A 20,530-nucleotide genomic window follows, 5' to 3' on the forward strand; every position below is an offset into this window, starting at 1 on the left:
CCTCACTTGCCCCTGCCCCGGTCGTACCAAAACAGGCCTGCCCAACCTATCAGGGTCGGGCCTGCCTGCGCCATCTGTTTTCATACCTGTGTTATTTTGCTGGCTGCTGTGCCTTGCCAGGCGGTGCGGAGGCCTGCTCTTCTTCCAGGACCTCTTCCAGCCAAATAGAGTGGTGCTGACGGGCCCAAGCCTCATCAACCTCCCCCGAGCCCATGGCATCATAGGCCCCCTCCATCCCGAGAGAGCCGATATAGATATGGGCAATAATAATCGCCATCAACACAAAGGAAAGCGCGGCGTGCCAGGCTTGCGCCAATTGCATTTCTTCTTGTGGCGCCAGATCAACCGGCAACACACCAAAGCCGAGCATCTCTGGCAGACCTGTGGAGTTGATCACCGCAAAGGTCTTGGCAAAGAGTTGCAGTTCATAGGGGAACAACAAGGAAATCCCTGACACCGCAATCGACGTGCCAAACAGAATAACCGACCAAAAGATCATCTTTTGCCCGGCGTTGAATTTCTTGGCCGGCGGGTGCGCTGATCCAATGATTCCGCCGAACTGGCGCAGCCAGACCAGATCGGTACGGTTTGGAATATTGTGGGCAACCCACATGACAAAGACCATGACCAGACCAACAATAAAGCCCCAGGCCACCATATTGTGAAGCCATTTGCCCAGGTCCAAAATCGCCGCATTGGGCGCTTTGCCCAGATAGGGGGCGATCACCACCCGGCCAAACAGCGACAAAAGTCCGGTCACGCCAAGAATAACAAAAGACCCCGCCATCAACCAATGCGCAAAGCGTTCAATCGCCTTGAAACGCGTTACCGTGCGGCCAGACTTTTCGCCGTCGATCATGATCCGGCCCCGCAGCAGGAAGAACAGCAACAGCCCCCCGATGGTGCCCAGCAACAGCCAGCCGCCATAGTGGCGCAGCGGTCCGGCGCGAAAGTTCAGCCAGGTCATCCCACCATCCTGGATCAGCACCTTGGCCACATCCCCACCGGCCGAAACCCGGACCTCGGCGGTGCCATAGCGCATCTGTCGCCACAGATCGGGATCCGAGGCACCGCCAAGCGTACCCAGTTGCTGGGTCATGGCCGCAGCGGCCGCAGGGTCGCCTATATTGTCCCGCCGGAAGCCTTCATCCAGCGTCTGCCCCTCTTGCCGGGCCAGGATATCCGCCAAGGTCTGCGCCCCGCCCGTTGCACTGCGGTCCACCGCGGCATCCGCCGCAGGGGTGCCGACAGCTGTATTGGCCTCCTGTGCCAGCGCCTGTTCAGGCCCCAAGGGGAACCACAGCATCAGCTGCATGAAAAAGAGAAATGCCAGGCGCAGCATGGGCCACACTCCTTTGCGGGTCGCAAATTTGAAAAAATACCAGTTTGCAGACGGCCTGCACTGAGCAGGCCGTCGTTCGTTTACGCAGGTTGTTTTACGCAAGCAGATGCCAGCGTTTAGCCGCCCTTTTGCTCATAGGCTGTACCCCAGCCCCAAGCGCCGGAGCCAAAGCCGCGTGCCACGATCCGTTCGCGGTAAATCGCAGAGACCGTATCGCCATCCCCGGCCAGCAGGGCCTTGGTGGAACACATCTCGGCGCAGATCGGCAGCTTGCCTTCGGCAATCCGGTTGCGGCCATATTTAGAGAACTCCGCATTGGAATTGTTCTCTTCAGGTCCACCCGCACAGAAGGTACATTTGTCCATCTTGCCACGGCTACCGAAACTGCCGGCCTGCGGATATTGCGGCGCGCCAAAGGGGCAGGCGTAGAAACAATAGCCACAGCCGATGCACAGATCCTTGGAGTGCAGCACCACACCGTCTTCGGTTTGATAGAAACAATCCACCGGGCACACGGCCATACAGGGGGCATCGGAACAATGCATGCAGGCCACCGAGATCGAGCGTTCACCAGGTTTGCCGTCATTGATGGTAACAACACGGCGCCGGTTGATGCCCCAGGGCACCTCGTGCTCGTTTTTACAGGCGGTCACACAGGCGTTGCATTCAATGCAGCGTTCGGCGTCGCAGAGGAACTTTGCTCTTGCCATCTTTCTTTCTCCTTATGCTGCAGTGATCTTGCAAAGAGTACACTTGGTCTCTTGCATTTGCGTGACGCTGTCATAGCCATAGGTAAAGGCCACGTTGGCGCTTTCGCCCAGGACATAGGGGGCTGCCCCTTCGGGATATTTATCCCGCAGATCCTTGCCCTGGAAATGCCCGCCAAAGTGGAACGGCATAAAGGCAACGCCCGCCCCCACCCGTTCGGTGACCATGGCCATGACCTTGACCTTGCCACCTTCGGGGCCTTCGACCCAGCACTGTTCGCCGTCGCGTACGCCCAGATTATTGGCATCCCGCGTGTTGATTTCGACAAACATGTCCTGCTGCAATTCGGCCAGCCAAGGGTTGGAACGGGTCTCTTCCCCGCCGCCCTCATATTCCACCAATCGCCCGGAGGTGAGGATGATCGGATAGTCCTTGGAGACATCGTTCTTCTGGATAGAGGCATAGAGGGTCGGCAGACGATAGGAATGACGGTCCTCGTATGTTGGGTAGTCTTTGACCAGATCACGACGGTTGGTATACAGCGGTTCGCGGTGAATTGGCACCGGATCCGGGAAGGTCCAGACCACGGCCCGCGCCTTGGCATTGCCGAAGGGCGCACATTCGTGCTTGATCGCCACCCGCTGGATACCGCCAGAAAGGTCGGTCTTCCAATTGGTCTTGGGACCAGCCACGGCCTCGATCGAGGCGCGTTCGGCGTCGGTAAGATCGCCATCCCAGCCCAGATCCATCAGCATCTGCATGGTGAATTCAGGGTATCCGTCCTGGATGTCCGAATTCTTGCTGTAGACACCTTCCGCCAACAGATTGTCGCCATCGCGTTCAACGCCAAATCGGGCGCGGAATGTCAGACCGCCCTCAGAAACCGGCCGCGACATATCATAGAGGTTCGGCGTGCCGGGGTGCTTCATCTCTGCTGTGCCCCAGCAGGGCCATGGCAGACCATAGAAATCCCCATCGGCCGGACCACCCACAGCCCGCAGCGTGGTGCGGTCAAAGGTGTGCTGGTTGGCCATGTGCAGTTTCAGCCGCTCGGGGCTTTGACCAGTATAGCCAATGGTCCAGAGCCCCTTGTTGAATTCGCGGGTGAGGCTTTCAACATTGGGGGTTTCCGCATCCTCCATTTCGATGTTGCGGAACAGACGATCCGCCCAGCCAAACTTGTTGGCGAACTTTGCCATGATGACTTCATCCGGCAGGCTCTCGAACAGGGGTTCAACCACGCGATCGCGCCACTGTATGGACCGGTTCGAGGCCGTGACAGAGCCACGCGTTTCAAACTGGGTACAGGCCGGCAGCAGATAGACACCGTCGGTACGATCCTGCAAAACAGCCGAAACCGTTGGATAGGGGTCGATCACGACCAGCATATCCAGCTGCTCCATCGCCGTTTTCATTTCCGTCATCCGGGTCTGTGAGTTCGGCGCATGCCCCCACAGGACCATAGCCCGCACATTGTTGGGCTGATCGATGTTTTTCTTGTCTTCCAGGATACCATCAATCCAACGACTGACAGGGATACCCGACAAGTTCTGCAGGCTCTTGTCCTTGCCATCTGCACCTTTCAGCGTATCAAACTGATTGGCGAGCCATTCTGGATCTTCTTCCCAGACGCGCGCCCAGTGGGCCCAGGCACCCTTGGACAGGCCATAGTATCCAGGCAGCGTATGCGACAGCACGCCCAGATCGGTCGCGCCCTGCACATTATCGTGGCCCCGGAAAATATTAGTGCCGCCGCCAGAGGCGCCCATGTTGCCAAGCGCCAGCTGCAGGATGCAATAGGCGCGGGTGTTGTTGTTCCCCGTGGTGTGCTGGGTGCCCCCCATGCACCAAATCACGGTGCCGGGACGGTTGTTGGCCAGGGTGCGCGCGACGCGCTTCAGCTGCTCACCAGGCGCGCCGGTGACGCGCTCTACTTCCTCTGGTGTCCAGTTCTTCACCTCGTCGCGGATCTGCTCCATCCCCCAGACACGGGTGCGGATGAATTCCTTGTCTTCCCAGCCGTTTTCAAAGATGTGCCACAGAATGCCCCAGACCAGCGCCACATCGGTGCCTGGCCGGAAGCGGACATATTCATCGGCATGGGCCGCCGTACGGGTAAAGCGCGGATCACACACGATAACCGGGGCGTTGTTCTGCTCTTTCGCCTTAAGCAGATGCAGCAACGAAACAGGGTGCGCTTCAGCTGGGTTGCCGCCGATGATAAAGATCGACTTGGAGTTATGGATGTCGTTGTAGGAGTTGGTCATGGCGCCGTAGCCCCATGTATTGGCCACACCCGCCACGGTCGTTGAGTGACAGATCCGCGCCTGATGGTCGACGTTATTGGTGCCCCAATAGGCCGCGAATTTGCGGAACAGGTAGGCCTGTTCGTTGTTATACTTGGCCGAGCCAAGCCAGTAGACGCTGTCAGGACCGCTTTCCTCGCGGATATCCATCATGTTGCCACCGATTTCGTCGATGGCCTGATCCCAGGAGATGCGCTTCCACTCTCCGCCCTCTTTTTTCATCGGGTACTTCAGGCGACGTTCGCCATGCGCGTGTTCGCGTACCGATGCGCCCTTGGCGCAATGCGCCCCCATGTTGAAGGGGCTGTCCCAGCCGGGTTCCTGACCCGTCCAGACACCGTTTTCCACCTCGGCGACGACGGTACAGCCAACCGAACAGTGGGTGCAGACGGATTTGATGGTTTCGACCGCGCCTGCTGCGGCTGTCGCTGCAGTGGCCTGTGTAACCGTGCCACCTGTGGCACTGATCGCAGCCAGGCCACCAATGGCCAGGCCAGACCCGCGCAAAAAGGCGCGCCGGTCAACGGATGCTTCCGCAACCTGATTGAGGATCGAGCTCCGCTGGGGGCGTCTCGCAACCCCGTTGGTCTTTTTCCTAAGCATGTAAACCTCCCTTGCCAGCCCAGAAATACGGGCCTGCTGGGTTTATGGAAAACCACATGGACGGTCGGGCGTCTCGCAACCAGTTGCCCCGTGGTTGATGAAGGTCTTGTGTGCGACCGGCGCTGATTAGAACCGGGTGCTTTCGTAATAGGCGCGGGTATGCGCGGTATCCTGCATCTTGTCGGATGCCAGATCGGGTGCCGCAGCCTCAGCCGCAGTGCCGCTGGTGGCCACTGCCACCGCAGCCAGCGGTGCCGTTGTCGCCGCCAGTTTCAGAAAGTCGCGGCGGCTGCTGCCACCCTCTTCCTTCTTGCTCATGTGAACTCCTCCTCCCGGCGCTAGGGCCAGGTTCCTGTTTCACTGGGTTACAGCGCAGCGCCAAAGCCCTGCGCCCTTTTGCGGATTACTCCGCGCTCATCCGAAAACCTTCGGCTTCGATATCCATGAAGTGCCGCCCGACAGCGCCGAGGGCCGCATAGAGAACCGACGCCTTTGCGGCTTCGAGATCTGAAAAGAAATGTCCGGCCCAGGGGCGGATGTGTTTGCTGAAAAACCGCTTTTGCTGCTCCAGGTCCGCCGAGGGACCAAAACGCCCGGCGATCATGGCCCCCATCATCTCCATCAGAGAGGCGATGTTATCCTCGGGTTCAAAGGCATTTGGCGCCCGGGTGATCCCCTGTGCCGCCATATCCTGACGCAGCATTGCCAGCGGCTTTTCGTTCAAGAACCCGGTCAGGTAGTAGCTGGCATAGGGCAGCAGCTCACCACGTCCCAGGCCAATGAACAGCTTGTTGAATTCCCGCTCGCTGGCGGCAGGTTTGCTATGGCTGGCCAGCTTGGCCAGCCCATTGATCGCCTGGCCAAGATCGGTGCCATCCCCAGACAGCCCGGCAGTCTGCTGCAGCAACATCTGATCCGGCGGCCCTGCCAGCATGACCCCCAGATAGTTATAGAGATCCGCGCGCATCTGATCCTCGGCACCGAGAGAAACTGGCGGCTGTGCCCTTGTCGTGGGGGTCTCAAGAGTGGCTGACATCTGGGGCTCCATCTGCGGGCTGTCGGGGGTCATTCGGGCACTCCTTCAAAAGAGAACCGCATACGGCGAAGGGCAGTATAGTGCTGGCTTGGGCTCATCTCGACACGGATTTCTGGTGTCCCAATCGGGACTGGGCTGTCGCTAACCTGCCCCCAATCAGGGTCTTGCTTGTCGGCCAGCGGATCCGCCCCCGCCGCATCAGCGCTTGGGGTCGGATCCGCACTTTCGCTACACTCTGCGCTCGGCTCCGGGGGCGGCGCATCAGCCAAATCCACCTGCTGCGCGGCGTCCTGTTCTGCCTGCGCAGCTTCGCGGGCCAGCGCGTCTACATGTTGGGTCATGCCCTTCCCGACCTGATAGGCAGTCTGCATTCCTTCGATCACCAGCGCGGCATCGGTGAAATCCTCGCCGTAATCCACCAGCCCGTCAACGCAGGCCAACACCGGGTCGGCCCGCCACAAATGACGCAGAGCCCGTGTCTTGATCCGCGCGGGCACCTGCTCGCCCAGGAATACTTTGAAATCATCACCGGCTTTCAGGCTCTCTGGCTCTGGCAGGCTCAACTCTGCCAACAGATCTTCGTCGCTTTTCTCGGCGACGGCCTGATCGCGGGCAGCGCGTTCGACCGAAATTTGCGCCTGTTCTTCAGCTGCCTCTTCGGCGGCGACGGCCGCCTGGCGGCGTGCCCAGAAGGTCGTTGCAGTCATTGCAGCCGCTCCTTCTTGGCCAGCGCAGGAGAGCGGTATACATCTGTCAGCTGCGCAATGCGCGGATCGCCGATACCATCCTCGACACTGCCAATGTCCGTTTTATCGCGACGCCGCTTTACGAATTCTTCTTCGCGAAAATGTGCCACAGTAAAGGCGCGTAGCCAAGCCACCAGCCCACTGGGCATCGCCACCTTTTCCACCAGTTCATCACCGCTGTCGGCATAGTCCTGCGCTTCAAACGGAGAGGCGGTAATCAGCGCCACCTCCAGCGGAAAGCTACCCTGGTCGGCCTCGCGCAGGATCACATAAAGACTGGGGGGATCGGTGGCCAACGCCTGCATATAGGCCTCGGCCTCGGCGCGGTGCAGCTCCAGCGGCAGGGTGGCAGCGTGATACTCGCTCACCCCCGCCTCTGTGCGCAGCAGGTGCCAATCCGCCGGACGCGCAGCAGGCAACAACCCCGAAACTGTCCAGTTCCACCTTGCCCAGCGGGTCACGCCCGGCGCGCGACGTATCACCACCCCGACCGGCATCACATCAGTTTTCTCTGCGCTTTGGCTCACCCCGTCACGATACCCTTTGTCAGCTGCACAATTCCGTCTGCCCCCTGTGTCGCCGCAGCAGATGCTGTCGGGCCAAGGCGGCAATTCTTGTCATTCAGAGTGCGCCGGGTCGCTGGCGCAACGAAAGGCTGAATTTCGCGCCGTTGCAGAAAACTGTCAGGACGGGACAAATTGGGAAGTCAACGCGACACCCCCTGAACAGGGCGGTCTAAATGTCTATCTCGACAAAATAGCTCGGAAAACAGGCTGTGCTGCATTTAGCGAATCACCAATCGCGCCAGGGCCGCCAGATCGGCCTGCCGCCACTGGAAATCGGTTTACCTCGTCAAAGAATCAGAGCTAGTCTAAGCCCCCAGCAAGCGGCAAAATCATGGATGATTTGCCACAATTTCTCGCGAGGAATACAATGGCGAAGCAATTGATTTTATGTGATTGTTCAGGAACACAGGCGTTCGACCCTGAGGCCCTGTCAACCGCCACTGGCCTAGGCTGCAGCCAAGTCTATACATCCCTGTGCAGCACCCAGATAGATGCCGCTGCCGCCGCTATTTCCTCGGGTGAATCGGTGATTTGCTGCGCCCAGGAAAAAAGATTTTTTGCCGATCTCGCCGCCGATCTGGAGGCCCCCGCCCCTGCCTGTCTCGACCTGCGGGACCGGGCCGGTTGGACCGCAGATAGCGGGGATCTACTACCCAAAATGTCCGCCCTGGTGGCCGAGGCCGCGCTGGACCTGCCCCCAGGCAAGAGCCTGGATGTCACATCAGAGGGGCTCTGCCTGATCTTGGGGGCGCCAGAAATTGCCCTTGCCGCCGCCGAAAGGTTGCAGGATCTGCTCGGCGTGACGGTCTTGATTGAAACATCAGGCGAAGACCTGGACACCACCGGATTGGGGCGCGGCTTTGATCTGATCCGGGGCCAACTGCGTCAGGCCAAAGGGGCCTTGGGGCAATTTCAGCTGCGCTTTGACGCCCTGCAGCAGCGCGATGTAACGGGCCGCCAGTGGGGCTGGAGCGCGCCGCGCGATGGCGCTGTGTCAGACTGCGATATCCTGCTGGATCTGCGGGGTGGCACGCCGCTGTTTCCGGCCCCGGAAAAACGCGAAGGCTACCTGCGCGCCGACCCTGCGAACCCACTGGCGGTGGCAGATGCCATTCTGGCGGCCAGCCAGCTGGTCGGGACCTTTGAAAAACCGCTTTACCTGCGCCATGAGCCGCTGTTGTGCGCCCATTCGCGCGCCTCGCAGACCGGGTGCAACAAATGCCTGGATCACTGCCCAACCTCTGCCATCAGTTCCGCCGGGGATCACGTCACGATTGATCCGATGGTCTGCGCCGGCTGCGGTGCCTGTTCGTCGCTCTGCCCCTCGGGGGCCATCACCTATGACGCGCCACCAACCGAGGCCCAGTTCCGTCGGATCCAGACCCTCGCAAAGGCCTATCAGGACGCAGGCGGCACCGCCCCACGCCTGCTGGTGGTCAATGAACATGGCGGCGAGATGATCCAGCTGGCCGCCCGCTTTGGCCGCGGCCTGCCGGCCGATGTCGTGCCGCTTGAGGTGACAGCCCTCAATGCCTTTGGCCATGCGGAAATCCTGGCCGCCCTCGCGGCAGGTTTTGCTGATGTCTCGATCCTGCTCGCCCCCGGTGCCGACCCAAAGGTGCAGGCGTCAGAGCTGGCGCTGGCACAGGCCATCAGCGGCAGCAACTCCGCGCGGCTGCTGGATATCCAGGACCCGGATGCGCTAAGCGATGCGCTTTATGACAGCCAGCCAGCCAAGCCCATCGCCACACCTATTCGGCCCATGGGATCGCGGCGTCAGATCACCCGGCAGGCGGCCCTGGCCCTGCACGCAACTGCCGGGCAGGACGCGGCGGCGGCCCCCCTGCTCCCCCTGCCCGATCAGGCCCCCTATGGGGCGGTGCTGGTGGATCAGGATAGCTGCACTCTCTGCCTGTCCTGTGTGTCGCTCTGCCCATCGGGGGCTCTGGGCGACAACCCGGATCTGCCGCAGCTGCGGTTTCAGGAAGAGGCCTGCCTGCAATGCGGGATCTGTGCCAATACCTGCCCAGAGGATGCGATTACCCTTCAGCCACGGCTCAACCTTGATCCGGCGGCCTTGTCGCAGGTGGTTCTGCATGAAGAAGACCCCTTTGCCTGCGTTGAATGCGGCGCGCTGTTTGGGGTGAAATCCACCATCGAAAAGATCACCGAAAAACTGGCCGGGAAACACGCGATGTTTGCCAGACCTGAAATGGCCCGAATGATCCAGATGTGTGATGACTGCCGGGTTCAGGCCCAGTTCCACCAAAAGGACAGCCCCCTTGCCGGGGCGGAACGCCCGCGGGTCCGCACAACGGAGGATTACCTCAGCAAACGCCGCGACCATTGACGCCCGCCGCGAAACCCCGCCGCCATCGGTAGCCTGTCCCCCCGCCCACGCGTCAATAGCCGCGCGCCGGGCTGTTTGCAGATGGCAGATGCACCAGCGGTGCAGATCAGATAGACAGATGAAAACCAAAGAGCTCAGCAGGTGCCAGTTGGCCCTTTTTCTCTTTGCCATCAGACAGACAGCGCCCGCCCGTCGGGCCACATCAAAGGAGCAAGCCCCGCGTGTCCATTAACCGAGAAACCGTCCTCGCGGCCCTCAAAAGCATTTCCGACCCCATCAGCGGCCAGGACATTGTCGCCGCAGGCCTGGTGCGAGGCCTTACGGTTGAACCAGGCTCTGTGCTCTTTGTGCTGGAAATCGACCCTGCAAAATCAGAAACCTACACGCCCATCCGCGATCAGGCAGAGGCCGTGATTAAGGATCTGCAGGGCGTCGACAAGGTCTCGGTGATGCTGACCGGCCATTCCACCAAGGCGCCGCCAGATCTGAAAGCCTCAAAGCCGACTACGCCACAGGGGCCGCAAAAAATCCCAGGCGTTGGTCGCATTATTGCGGTTGCCTCGGGTAAGGGCGGTGTGGGGAAATCTACCGTATCGGCCAACCTCGCCTGTGCGCTGGCAGCCCAGGGGCGGCGTGTCGGCCTGCTGGATGCCGATGTCTATGGCCCGTCGCAGCCCCGGATGCTGGGGGTTTCGGGACGCCCCGCCAGCCCCGACGGCAAGACCATCCTGCCGCTGCGCAATCACGGCGTCACCATGATGTCGATCGGTCTGATGACCAATGATGATCAGGCCGTGGTCTGGCGCGGACCAATGCTGATGGGGGCACTGCAGCAGATGCTGATGCAGGTACAATGGGGCGCCCTAGATGTGCTGATCGTGGATCTGCCGCCCGGCACCGGTGATGTGCAGATGACCCTGGCCCAAAAGGCGCAGGTGGATGGTGCCGTGATCGTCTCCACCCCGCAGGATGTGGCACTGATTGATGCGCGCAAAGGCATTGATATGTTCAACAAGCTGAACGTGCCGATCCTGGGCATGATTGAAAACATGTCGACCCATATCTGCTCCAGCTGCGGCCATGAAGAGCATGTCTTTGGCCATGGCGGCGTTGCCGCCGAAGCGGCCAAGCTGAACGTGCCCTTGCTGGCAGAAATCCCGCTGCATCTGGATGTGCGTCTGGCGGCAGACAGTGGCGCGCCAATTGTGGCCGCCAAACCCGACAGCGCCCAGGCGCAGGCCTTTTTCGATGTCGCAAAGGCCCTGGTTGAACGGGGTGCTGCATGAGTGCAGCCCCCACCTTCCCGCCGCTGATGTCCGGCCTTGCCGTGACCGGACAAGAGGATCCTTTCGAGGCCGCTTGCCAGCGGGCGGTGCTAGGCTGCGATGCCGGTTTAATTGTCTACAACCTGGGGGCAGATCAGCTGCGCGCCGCCATCGTTTTTGCGCCAGAGGTGCCGCTGCAAAAGGCCATGGCCATGTTGCCCACCTGTGGCATTGGTCTGCAAAATGCCCTCGGCTCTCTGGCCCCGCCAGAGGTGGCGGTCCACCTGGAATGGGGTGGCGGGCTGCGGATCAATGGCGGGCGCTGCGGCACCCTGCGCGTGGCTGCCAGCACCGATGATCCCGACCAGGTGCCCGACTGGCTGGTGCTGGCGCTGCAACTGCCGCTTTGGCCCGCCGATCAGGACGGCGGCGACACCCCTGACCAGACCGCGCTCTACGCCGAAGGCTGCGCCGATGTGACCGCCCCTGCCCTGCTGGAAAGCTGGGCGCGTCACGCGCTGCACTGGATTGCCCGCTGGGAACAGGATGGCACCGAGCCGCTGCATGCCGAATGGCGCGGCCTGACCCATGGACTGGGCGAAGAGGGGGACTGGTACGGCAACACCGGCACCTTTCTGGGGGTCGATGAAGATTTTGGCATGCTGCTCCGAGATGCCAGCGGCACCCGGCTGATCCCCTTGACCACACGACTGGAGACCCCATGATGCAACTGGCCCGTGCCATCCACTTTGACGAGAGCGACCAAAACATCTTTGCCAACCCCGCACGCACCGGTGAATGGTGCATTTCGGGCGGTTTTGAATTTTCCAACTGGGTCGAGGGCGACCTGACCGGCAAGCAGCGCCAGGCCTTTGCCAATGGCTGGCTGGGGCTGGAGACTGCCGGGCGGGTCACCTTTGTCGCGGTGACCAAGATCGAGGCGGGCGAGCTGGAAGAGCTCATCGATCAGCTGGCGCAGCATTTTGTCAGCCACTATGGCGCGCCAGATCAGGCAACCGCCCGCCCCGTCGCGCAGGAAGAACTGCGCCAGATGCAGGAGATCTGCGCCGAACACGAGGCCAATACCCTGCTAACGGTGGCCCGCGAATTGCGCAATGCCGGGGTGCATGAAAGCTACCGCAGCATTGCCCCGCAGTCGGCGGACCTGGAACAGTTTGCCATTCACGTCACACCAGATAGCTAACCCCCCCCCGACGTGGCTCTCCCGCCCGTCGAAAGATGCCTGCGGCACCTTCTCCCGTTGGGCCGGGCGCCGCTGCGCGGCGCCCCCTTCCAGGAGGAGACAGGTCAAGGGCCGCGGAGCGGCCCTGCCGCAGGCAGGGTTTACCCTTGAGGTGTCTCCGCCACTATACAATTGACATGGCCCTTGAAGGGCAGCCCAGCCCTTCAAGGGCTTCTCAGCAGGTTTTTCTCTTGCTGCGCCGCGCAGCGGCGCCGGGCCCAAGGCCGCCAGGGCTCAACTGGCGAAGCCTGTTGAGCCTGCGGGCGCGGGAGCTCCGCCTTTTGCTGTGACCACTGCTGGCCTCTCTCAGAAATATTGGGCAAGGCCTGCTGCAAAGGAGGGCGGTCAGGCGTATTTTTCCAAAAAGGCCTCGGCATTCATGGTGCGAAAATCTGGCAATGCGGTGCGCAGTTCTGCATGGGTCCAATCCCACCAGGCCAGCTCTATCATGCGCTCTGCGACTTTGACGGGATAGCGGCGGCGGATCAGGCGGGCGGTATTGCCGCCAACAATGGTGTAGGGGGCCACATCCTTGGTCACCACGCTGCCCGAGGCCACAACGGCACCATGGCCGATACGCACTTCTGGCTTGATCAGCGCGCCATGTCCTATCCAGGTGTCATGGCCAATATCGGCCCGCCGTGTCGCCCGGTGGGCAAACCAATCCGCATCATCCGCCACATCGTCCCAGTACAGCGCCGAGCGATAATGAAAATGATGCAGCGAGGCCTTCTCCATCGGGTGATCCGTGGCCCCGATACGCGTGGCGCTGGCGATATTGGCGAACCTGCCCACTGTGGCATTGGCGATGTCGCAGCCGCGATCGCAATAGGAGTAATCGCCAATAGTGCAATTGGCGATCCGGCTGCCAGCACCAATCTCGACATAGGTGCCAAAATTGCTGTCGCTAATCTGGCAATCGGGGTGCAGGAAAGGTTGGTCGGCGGATAGTCGTGCCATTGGGGGCTCCCATAATCGGCCCCAGTCAGTCCAGCTTTGACTGGGGCGTGGCAAATCAGGACAGACAGATGTTCAAGGCAGCACGAAGGGCTTGCCAACCGCCGAGGATCGACGCTTTACCTTGCCACCTTCCCCCTTGATCAGGCGGCGGCGCAGCCAACCAGACAGCCAATCCATCATCATCACCATCAGGATGATCAGCACGATGTAATAGGCGACTTCTTCCCAGTCTTTTTGGGTAATGATCGCCTGGGTCAGCAACAGACCAATACCGCCCCCCGTGATCGCCCCAATGATGGTGGCCGAGCGTGTGTTGGATTCCAGGAAATACAACAGTTGGCTGAGCAGCACCGGGGTAATCTGCGGGATCACCCCAAAGCGATACCGCTGTGCCGGTTTGGCCCCGGTCGAGGTGATGCCTTCGATCTGCTTGTCATCGACATTTTCCAGCGCTTCCGAGAAGATCTTGCCGAAGGTGCCGGTATCAGTGACCAGAATGGCCAAGGCCCCGGTCAGCGGCCCCGGCCCGAAGGCCCGCGCCAGCACAACAGTCCAGATCAATGAATCCACCCCGCGCAGGAAATCAAACACCCGGCGCATGGCAAACCGAAGGGCACCAAGCGGCGCAAAGTTTCGGGCAGCCAGAAAGGCCAGAGGCAGGGCAATGATGCCAGCGCCAATGGTGCCCAGAAAGGCCATCAGCAGCGTCTCCACGATGGCCCAGGCAACATCCTGGTGTCGCCACATCTTGTTGGTCCAGAAGTCGTTGAAGATCGCCCCGGCCTCGCCCGTGGCGGCGCGCTGTGCCAGTTCCACAAGTCCAAGCCCGTGATAGGGGCTGTCCAGGGTGAAAAAGAACAGCTCCCAGCCGGTGAAATAGCGGAACACTTCGGACCGATTGCGGGTGACCGTCAGGCGGCCAGCCTCCGTTTTGACTGCAAGCCGGTTCTTGGAAACGCTGATCCAGTCCGGCACCTCGCCGGGGGGCAATTCGGCCTGCACCCCCTTGCTGCGGCTGGGGGTCGCGCGCACAAGCCCATAACCTGGGATAGTATATTCAATGCTTTCAGGACCAAAGCGCACCTCGTGACCCTGCTCCAGATCGATCACCGAGGTTGCCCCCAATGTCACCCAGGCTGGACTCTCGCCATCAGGGTAGGCCCCCTTGCGCTCTCCTTCGATGGCGACCGAAACGTCACCGTTGCGATTGTCCCGCGTTACATGGGTTTTGTAGCTGTAGGTATCGCTCACCAGGGTCTGGGCGTTTTGCAGGCTGACCCGCTGCCACAGCCCGGCCATGTCAAAGGCGACAAAGACATAGGCCAGATAGGCCAGCACCAGGGCCGGCAGGGCAAAGCTCCACAGCTTTTTCTTCCAGAACAGATGATCCATATCCCGTTTGGCGGCGACAGGGCAGAATTCAGCGTCAAGATAGGTCATGCCTTGGCTCCATGGATCAGGCGGTCGCGCATCCCACTGGAGATCTGATCGACCAGCGTGATGGTGATAAACAGCAAAAGGAAAATGGCGGCGGCTTCGTCATAACGCCCCTGGCCCCAGGACATGGCGTTCTTCAGCTCATATCCGATGCCGCCTGCCCCAACAAAGCCAAGGATTGCAGAAGCGCGAATGTTGATTTCAAACCGCAAGAGCGCATAGCTCACATAGTTTGGCCCCACCTGCGGGATCACCCCCAGCCACATCCGCTGCCCCCAGCTGGCGCCGGCGGATTCCAGGCCCTCAACCGGTTTAAGCGAGGCATTTTCATTTACCTCGGAAAACAGTTTGCCCAGCGCGCCGGCAGTATGGATCGCAATGGCAATCATCGCGGGCACCGGGCCACCACCCAAGAGAAAGATCAGCACCAGCGCAATGACGATTTCAGGGATGGCGCGGCAGATGTCCATGATCCGGCGAAACAGCGGAATAAATGCGGGCCAGCGCGCCATGCCGCGCGTCGACAACAGGGACAGCAGGGTGCCAAAGACCAACCCCACCAGGGTCGAGGCGGCGGCAATGTTCAGCGTCTCGATCAGGGCAGGAAAGAAGCTGACGAAATGGCCCGGCAGCAATGCCAGCTTTTCGCCGGCCTCGCTCAGCACTTCGGCTGGGTAATCGAACACATGGGTAATGCCATCGCGAAACGACCCAGCGTTGCGGCCATCTGCGGTGCGAAAGCCTGCCATCATCATGGCGACAAACAGAACCAACATGATACCGCCATAGAGACGCTTGCGCCGGGTCATTGTATCGTATTCGGCCCGAATTTCTGCGGTTGTCATCGGCCCTGCGGTTAGATCTGCCATCCTTGCCATCCTGATTGAGAGGCGTGCGCGCAGCCGCGTTAGGCCACGTCTTCACTGAAAAACGGGGTTCGGACAAAGCAGCCCGAACCCCAAACCCATACCGGTGGAACGTCTTAGTTAGACTTCAACTGGCGTGCTTCGATGATCGCCTGATAGGCATCATGGGTGATAGGCATCACGCCCTTGGCTTCGCCGGACAGAACACCATAAGCGCATTCAGGATCCATCGAGGGCAGCGAGGCCATCAGAGCGGTGAACTTGACCTTCACATCTTCGGGCAGATCCTTGCGCAACACGATGGGGCCTTCGGGGATCGGCTTGGACTGCCAGATCTGCACCATGTCGTTCATGTCGACAAGGCCAGCGTCCACGGCCCGGCGCAGCGCACCAGAGTTGTAGCCGTCTTCCCAGTTGCCCAGGCCATCGGCCCAGGTCACACCGCCATCAAAATCGCCATTGTTGACGCCAACGATGGTTTGCTCATGGCCGCCGGAAAACTTGACTTCGCCAAAGTAGTCGCCCGATGTCATGCTGGCGCCGGTGATTTCAGGGATTTCGATCGAAGGAATAAGAAAGCCCGAGGTCGAGTTGGGGTCGCCAAAGCCAAATACCTTGCCTTGCATGTCTTCCAGCGAGGTGATGCCACTGTCGGCACGGGCAAAGCCAACCGAATAGTAGCCATAGCCGCCGTCATTGTTGACCTTGACCAGGATCGGTTCAACCGCTTCCGGGTCGGACAGGTAGGTTTTGGCATAACCGGAAGCGCCCAGCCAGGCCATGTCGAGCGTGCCGCCCAGCAAGCCCTGGATCACGCCGTTATAATCGGCCGGGGCGAACAGCTTGGTTTCGACACCCAACAGTTCTTCGGTCATTTCGCGCAGGCATTCGTTGTTGTTCAGACGATCCTGGGCGTTCTCGCCGCCCAACAGACCGATGCGGAACTGGGTGATTTCTTCGGCCATGACGGGTGTTGTCAGGGCAGTCGAGGCCAGTGCGGCCAGCAGCAGTTTTTTCATCTTTTTTCTCCGGTTAAGTTATCCCGTCCCCCCATCGGGTGCGGGTGATGAAATTGAGATTTGAGAGGTGTCAGGCTTGCGCCATCTCTGCCCGGATGGTGGCATCCAGGGTTTCGATCTCAGTCGAGGTCGCGGCCTCTGAGAAGTTGGCGTCGGCACCGTAGATTTCGCGGGCAACCCCGGTGGTCAGCTGTTCGGGTAACCCATCAAAGACGATGCGCCCGTCGCGCATGCCGACAACCCGGTCGCAATAGCGCCGCGCGGTATCCAGCGTGTGCAGGTTGGCAATGACGGTGCGGCCGTCCTCTTCGTGGATACGGCGCAATGCCTCCATTACGGTCTGGGCATTCATCGGATCCAACGAGGCAATAGGCTCATCCGCCAGAATGATCTTGGGATCCTGCATCAGGGCGCGCGCAATGGCGACACGCTGCTGCTGCCCACCCGACAGGGCCTCGGCGCGTTTGGGCGCGTGTTCGGCAATGCCAAGGCGATCCAGAATATCAATCGCCCGGTGGATGTCTTCCATCGGAAACAGATTGAACATGGTGGCAAAGGTCGAACGTTGGTTCAGCGTGCCATGCAATACATTGGAAACCACATCCATGCGCGGCACCAGGTTGAACTGCTGAAAGATCATCGCGCAGTCCGACTGCCAGGCACGCTTGTCCCGGCCACGCAGCGCCGTGATGTCGCGCCCCTCAAACAGGATGCGCCCGGCGCTGGCATCGGCAAGACGGTTTACCATCCGCAGCAATGTCGACTTACCCGCCCCGGAACGCCCGATAATTCCGATCATGCAGGGCTGGTCGATATCCAGCGTGGCGGTATCCACCGCAATCTTATCCCCAAAGCGTTTGGTCAATTTGTCGATACGCAGCACAGTTTGTTCCTCTCGTTTGAGGCACTCCCTAAGCCGGGCAAACAAACGATTTGTGTCAAGACCGTGAAGCTTTTGTAAACTGCGCACCCCCTGGCGGGACAAACTGCCCCTGTGCAGCACCCCGGCAAGGCGCTATATGGCGGCTGAAGACTCCTCTTTTGCCCTTCCAAAAGGAAACTGCCCGATGTCCTTTGACCGCAAGATCAAGATTGCCCCCTCTATCCTCTCCGCCGATTTCGCCAACTTTGGACAAGAGATCCAGGCCATCGAGGCGCAGGGGGCCGACTGGGTACATGTGGATGTGATGGATGGCCACTTTGTGCCCAACCTCACCTTTGGCCCGCAGGCGGTCAAAGCCTTTCGCCCGCATGTAAAAACCGTGATGGATGTCCACCTGATGATTTCTCCGGTGGATGCCTATATCGACGCCTATGCCGATGCCGGGGCCGATGTGCTGACCGCCCATATCGAGGCAGGGCCGCATATCCACCGCACACTGCAGGCCATCCGTGCCGCTGGCATGAAGGCTGGTGTCGCCCTGAACCCCGGCACCCCAGCCGAGGCCGTGGCGCATCTGCTGGACCTGACCGACCTGATTTGTGTGATGACGGTAAACCCCGGATTTGGCGGGCAGAAATTTATCGACATGACCGCCAAGGTGCGCCAGTTGCGACAGATGATTGGCGACCGCCCGGTACATATCGAGATCGACGGCGGGGTTGATCCCAAAACCGCGCCTCTGGTGGTCGAAGCCGGCGCAGATGTACTGGTTGCAGGCTCTGCCGTCTTCAAAGGCGGATCTGTTACCACCCCTGAGGTCTACGGTGAAAACATGCGCCTTATTCGCGCAGCTGCCGAAGGGCACTGGGTCTAAGCCCCCTTACGGCCGTCCCAACGCCCCTGTCGCCCATTTGGACCCGACAACCATCGCCAGCAGTCGACCTCTGTCACAACGGCAATCTCTGGCGAACACCTTCGACACAGCAGAGCGGGTCCATGGATCCGCTCTTTTTTTATGAAACCTATTGGATCAACCGTCGCCTCGCGGCGCAAGGCGCAATCGGCCACAGATAGGGCTGCTTGCAGAAAATTAACCGAATCACTGCAGATTAACCGGTAATCTTGGCAAGGCAGATCATGTTTCATCCGGACCGGATCTGCTGCTGGCAGTTTGCCCTGTGCAACGCCTTAGAGCAGAAAAGGTTTGTCTTAGGTGAATAGAAATTCTCTTGCTTTCAAATTGGCTCTGCCAGTTCCACTGTGCCTCTGTTTCGCGCTTTTGATCGCCGGGCTGACCCTGCCTGCTGCCCTGCGCGACACCGCCATGACATCGGCAACCGAGGCGGCAATCCAGACCGCCAACCAGATCAAAACCATCCGCGGCTACTACACCAGATATGTGATTAGCGATGTAAACACCGCAGAGAGTTTGTCAGTCGGCCGCGATCATGAAACCGATCCCGCAGTCATTCCCCTGCCTGCAACCATGGTGCATGATCTCAGCGCCTTGCTGTCCCCTGAACAAACCAATATCTCGCTCTATAGCCCCTACCCCTTTGCCAACCAGGCTGACCGGCCAACGGACGCCTTTATGCAAGACGCCTGGCAAGCCCTGTCCAAAGACCCTGAAACGTTCTTCCAACGGACCGAAGTCATTGATGGCAAAACCATACTGCGCGTAGCAGTCGCCGATCATATGAGCGCAGAGGCCTGCGTTGCCTGCCACAATAGCCATGCCGGATCAGCCAAGACAGATTGGCAGCTGGGGGATCTGCGTGGCGTCATCGAAGTGCGCCGCAATGTGGATGCAATTTTGGCCGGCACCCAAAGCCTGTCGGGCAAGATCCTCATGGCTATGGCTTTGCTCACTGCCCTGCTGCTTGTTGCCTGTCTTCTGGTCGCCCGCTCGGTGACCCGCCCGATCAATCGTGTCTGCCGCGACATTGCCGCCGTTGCGAATGGCGATCTGGACAGCGAGATCAGTACGGCCCGGCGCGAGGATGAAATCGGCAGGATCGGCAAAGCGCTCGTGGGGTTGCAGGATGATCTGAAACAGGCCCGCAGTGGCGAAGAGCGCCGGGCTGCGCTCCAGCAGGAACAGCATGATGTGGTGCAGCATCTCAGCTCTGGTCTGGTCAGGCTGTCGCAGGGTGATTTCTCAAGGCCAATCACCGCAGAATTTTCTGGCGCGCATGAAAAACTGCGTCAAAACTACAATCAGACCATAGATACGCTCTCCGGCACGGTGTCCCAGGTGATTGAAGCCTCTGGTTCCATTCGCAATGGCGCCATCGAGATCAGCCAGGCCTCGGATGATCTGTCACATCGAACCGAAAGCCAGGCGGCAACCCTGGAACAGACCGCTGCCGCGCTGGACCAGATGACCGCCTCGGTCAAGGCGGCCGCTGACGGCGCCCGCAGCGTCGAGGCCACCATGGAGGAGGCCAAGCAAGAGGCCAGGAGCAGCAGTCGGGTGGTTGAAAACGCCGTTTCCGCCATGACCGCGATTTCAGATTCCTCAAAGCACATCGGCCAGATCATCACTGTCATCGATGACATCGCATTCCAGACCAATCTGCTGGCCCTGAACGCCGGCGTCGAAGCCGCCCGCGCGGGCGAAGCCGGCAAAGGCTTTGCCGTGGTTGCCGCCGAAGTACGGGCGCTCGCGGGTCGGTCCTCAGGGGCGGCGATGGAAATCAAGGCGCTGATTGACGCTAGCGCCGAACAGGTCGGACACGGGGTCGATCTGGTGGGCAAGGCTGGCGATGCGCTTTCTGCCATTGTCGGGCGGGTGAACCAGATTTCCGAACTGGTCTCTGATATTACTGAAGGTGCTGTCGAGCAATCAACCGGCCTTGCCGAAATCAACATCGGTGTGACCCAGCTGGATCAGGTGACCCAGCAGAATGCCGCCATGGTGGAAGAGTCGACCGCTGCAGGTTACCTGCTAAAGGCGGATGCCGAGAAGCTTACCAAGGTGGTGGCCGGTTTCCAGATCCAGGGTGGGGCCGCAAAACCGAGGCCGCAGCCCGCCACGGCAGAGACAGAGCAAGACCGCGTCGCCTATGACTACCTTGATTGGGGCGATGAGGCTGCTCCGCCCCCTGCCCCGGCGGCGCAGAAACCAGCCCAGCCGCTCCGGGTTGTTGCGAACAACACTGACGACAGCAAGTGGCAGGATTTTTAGGGCGCGCAGCAGA

At 60.3% G+C, this 20,530-nt stretch carries 18 protein-coding genes; 6 read left to right on the forward strand and 12 right to left on the reverse strand.

Features of this window, described 5'->3' with window-relative positions; all coding sequences use genetic code 11:
• Nucleotides 1-91 precede the first annotated feature (91 nt).
• From P2081_RS12210 to P2081_RS12240, 7 genes are all read right to left on the reverse strand, one after another.
• Nucleotides 92-1,342, reverse strand: coding sequence for a formate dehydrogenase subunit gamma (locus P2081_RS12210; protein ID WP_278923153.1), 1,251 nt, complete (start codon nucleotides 1,340-1,342; stop codon nucleotides 92-94).
• Between the two features lie 116 nt (nucleotides 1,343-1,458).
• A complete protein-coding gene (gene fdh3B, locus P2081_RS12215) occupies nucleotides 1,459-2,052 on the reverse strand; it encodes a formate dehydrogenase FDH3 subunit beta (protein ID WP_278923154.1) in 594 nt (197 codons plus the stop codon).
• A 12-nt stretch (nucleotides 2,053-2,064) separates the two neighbouring features.
• Entirely contained in the window at nucleotides 2,065-4,959 is a 2,895-nt protein-coding gene (locus tag P2081_RS12220) for a formate dehydrogenase subunit alpha (protein ID WP_278923155.1), read from the reverse strand.
• 126 nt (nucleotides 4,960-5,085) lie between these two features.
• Nucleotides 5,086-5,277, reverse strand: a complete 192-nt coding sequence (locus P2081_RS12225; protein WP_278923156.1) for a twin-arginine translocation pathway signal protein — start codon at nucleotides 5,275-5,277, stop codon at nucleotides 5,086-5,088.
• Nucleotides 5,278-5,362: 85 nt separating this feature from the next.
• Nucleotides 5,363-5,995, reverse strand: coding sequence for a TorD/DmsD family molecular chaperone (locus P2081_RS12230; RefSeq protein ID WP_278923350.1), 633 nt, complete (start codon nucleotides 5,993-5,995; stop codon nucleotides 5,363-5,365).
• Between the two features lie 29 nt (nucleotides 5,996-6,024).
• A complete protein-coding gene (locus P2081_RS12235; RefSeq protein WP_278923157.1) occupies nucleotides 6,025-6,702 on the reverse strand; it encodes a DUF3306 domain-containing protein in 678 nt (225 codons plus the stop codon).
• The gene (locus tag P2081_RS12240) at nucleotides 6,699-7,238 is read right to left on the reverse strand and encodes a DUF3305 domain-containing protein (RefSeq protein ID WP_278923351.1); all 540 of its coding nucleotides are present in this window, start codon (nucleotides 7,236-7,238) and stop codon (nucleotides 6,699-6,701) included. Before P2081_RS12240 ends, P2081_RS12235 begins: the two co-directional genes overlap by 4 nt.
• 436 nt (nucleotides 7,239-7,674) lie before the next feature.
• Here P2081_RS12240 and P2081_RS12245 point away from each other — a divergent pair, with 436 nt between their 5' ends.
• From P2081_RS12245 to P2081_RS12260, 4 genes are all read left to right on the forward strand, one after another.
• Entirely contained in the window at nucleotides 7,675-9,657 is a 1,983-nt protein-coding gene (locus P2081_RS12245) for a 4Fe-4S binding protein (protein WP_278923158.1), read from the forward strand.
• A gap of 221 nt (nucleotides 9,658-9,878) precedes the next feature.
• A complete protein-coding gene (locus P2081_RS12250) occupies nucleotides 9,879-10,943 on the forward strand; it encodes an Mrp/NBP35 family ATP-binding protein (RefSeq protein WP_278923159.1) in 1,065 nt (354 codons plus the stop codon).
• A complete protein-coding gene (locus P2081_RS12255; protein WP_278923160.1) occupies nucleotides 10,940-11,647 on the forward strand; it encodes a biotin/lipoate--protein ligase family protein in 708 nt (235 codons plus the stop codon). Before P2081_RS12250 ends, P2081_RS12255 begins: the two co-directional genes overlap by 4 nt.
• Nucleotides 11,647-12,126: a DUF6505 family protein gene (locus P2081_RS12260; RefSeq protein WP_278923352.1), complete on the forward strand. Its 480-nt coding sequence runs from the start codon at nucleotides 11,647-11,649 to the stop codon at nucleotides 12,124-12,126. The genes P2081_RS12255 and P2081_RS12260 overlap by 1 nt, the downstream gene beginning before the upstream one ends.
• Nucleotides 12,127-12,510: 384 nt before the next feature.
• Here the strand turns inward: P2081_RS12260 and P2081_RS12265 are convergent, their stop codons facing one another.
• The 5 genes from P2081_RS12265 to phnC all read right to left on the reverse strand — a co-directional run bounded on the left by P2081_RS12265 (nucleotide 12,511) and on the right by phnC (nucleotide 17,330).
• Entirely contained in the window at nucleotides 12,511-13,125 is a 615-nt protein-coding gene (locus tag P2081_RS12265; RefSeq protein ID WP_278923161.1) for an LbetaH domain-containing protein, read from the reverse strand.
• Between the two features lie 72 nt (nucleotides 13,126-13,197).
• Entirely contained in the window at nucleotides 13,198-14,565 is a 1,368-nt protein-coding gene (gene phnE / locus P2081_RS12270) for a phosphonate ABC transporter, permease protein PhnE (RefSeq protein WP_278923162.1), read from the reverse strand.
• The gene (gene phnE / locus P2081_RS12275; RefSeq protein WP_278923163.1) at nucleotides 14,562-15,431 is read right to left on the reverse strand and encodes a phosphonate ABC transporter, permease protein PhnE; all 870 of its coding nucleotides are present in this window, start codon (nucleotides 15,429-15,431) and stop codon (nucleotides 14,562-14,564) included. Before phnE (P2081_RS12275) ends, phnE (P2081_RS12270) begins: the two co-directional genes overlap by 4 nt.
• A 113-nt stretch (nucleotides 15,432-15,544) precedes the next feature.
• Complete coding sequence (phnD, locus tag P2081_RS12280; RefSeq protein WP_278923164.1) at nucleotides 15,545-16,447, reverse strand: phosphonate ABC transporter substrate-binding protein; 903 nt, start codon at nucleotides 16,445-16,447, stop codon at nucleotides 15,545-15,547.
• Nucleotides 16,448-16,517: 70 nt separating this feature from the next.
• The gene (phnC, locus tag P2081_RS12285) at nucleotides 16,518-17,330 is read right to left on the reverse strand and encodes a phosphonate ABC transporter ATP-binding protein (protein ID WP_278923165.1); all 813 of its coding nucleotides are present in this window, start codon (nucleotides 17,328-17,330) and stop codon (nucleotides 16,518-16,520) included.
• Between the two features lie 184 nt (nucleotides 17,331-17,514).
• Here phnC and rpe point away from each other — a divergent pair, with 184 nt between their 5' ends.
• Together rpe and P2081_RS12295 are read left to right on the forward strand one after the other, a co-directional pair.
• On the forward strand, nucleotides 17,515-18,204 hold the full coding sequence (gene rpe / locus P2081_RS12290) for a ribulose-phosphate 3-epimerase (protein WP_278923166.1): 690 nt from the start codon (nucleotides 17,515-17,517) through the stop codon (nucleotides 18,202-18,204).
• A gap of 339 nt (nucleotides 18,205-18,543) precedes the next feature.
• Nucleotides 18,544-20,517 (forward strand): methyl-accepting chemotaxis protein, encoded by a 1,974-nt coding sequence (locus P2081_RS12295; RefSeq protein ID WP_278923167.1) that lies wholly within the window; start codon nucleotides 18,544-18,546, stop codon nucleotides 20,515-20,517.
• The last annotated feature ends 13 nt before the right edge of the window (nucleotides 20,518-20,530 follow it).

Source organism: Pseudophaeobacter profundi (genome assembly GCF_029697505.1).
Taxonomy (GTDB): domain Bacteria; phylum Pseudomonadota; class Alphaproteobacteria; order Rhodobacterales; family Rhodobacteraceae; genus Pseudophaeobacter; species Pseudophaeobacter profundi.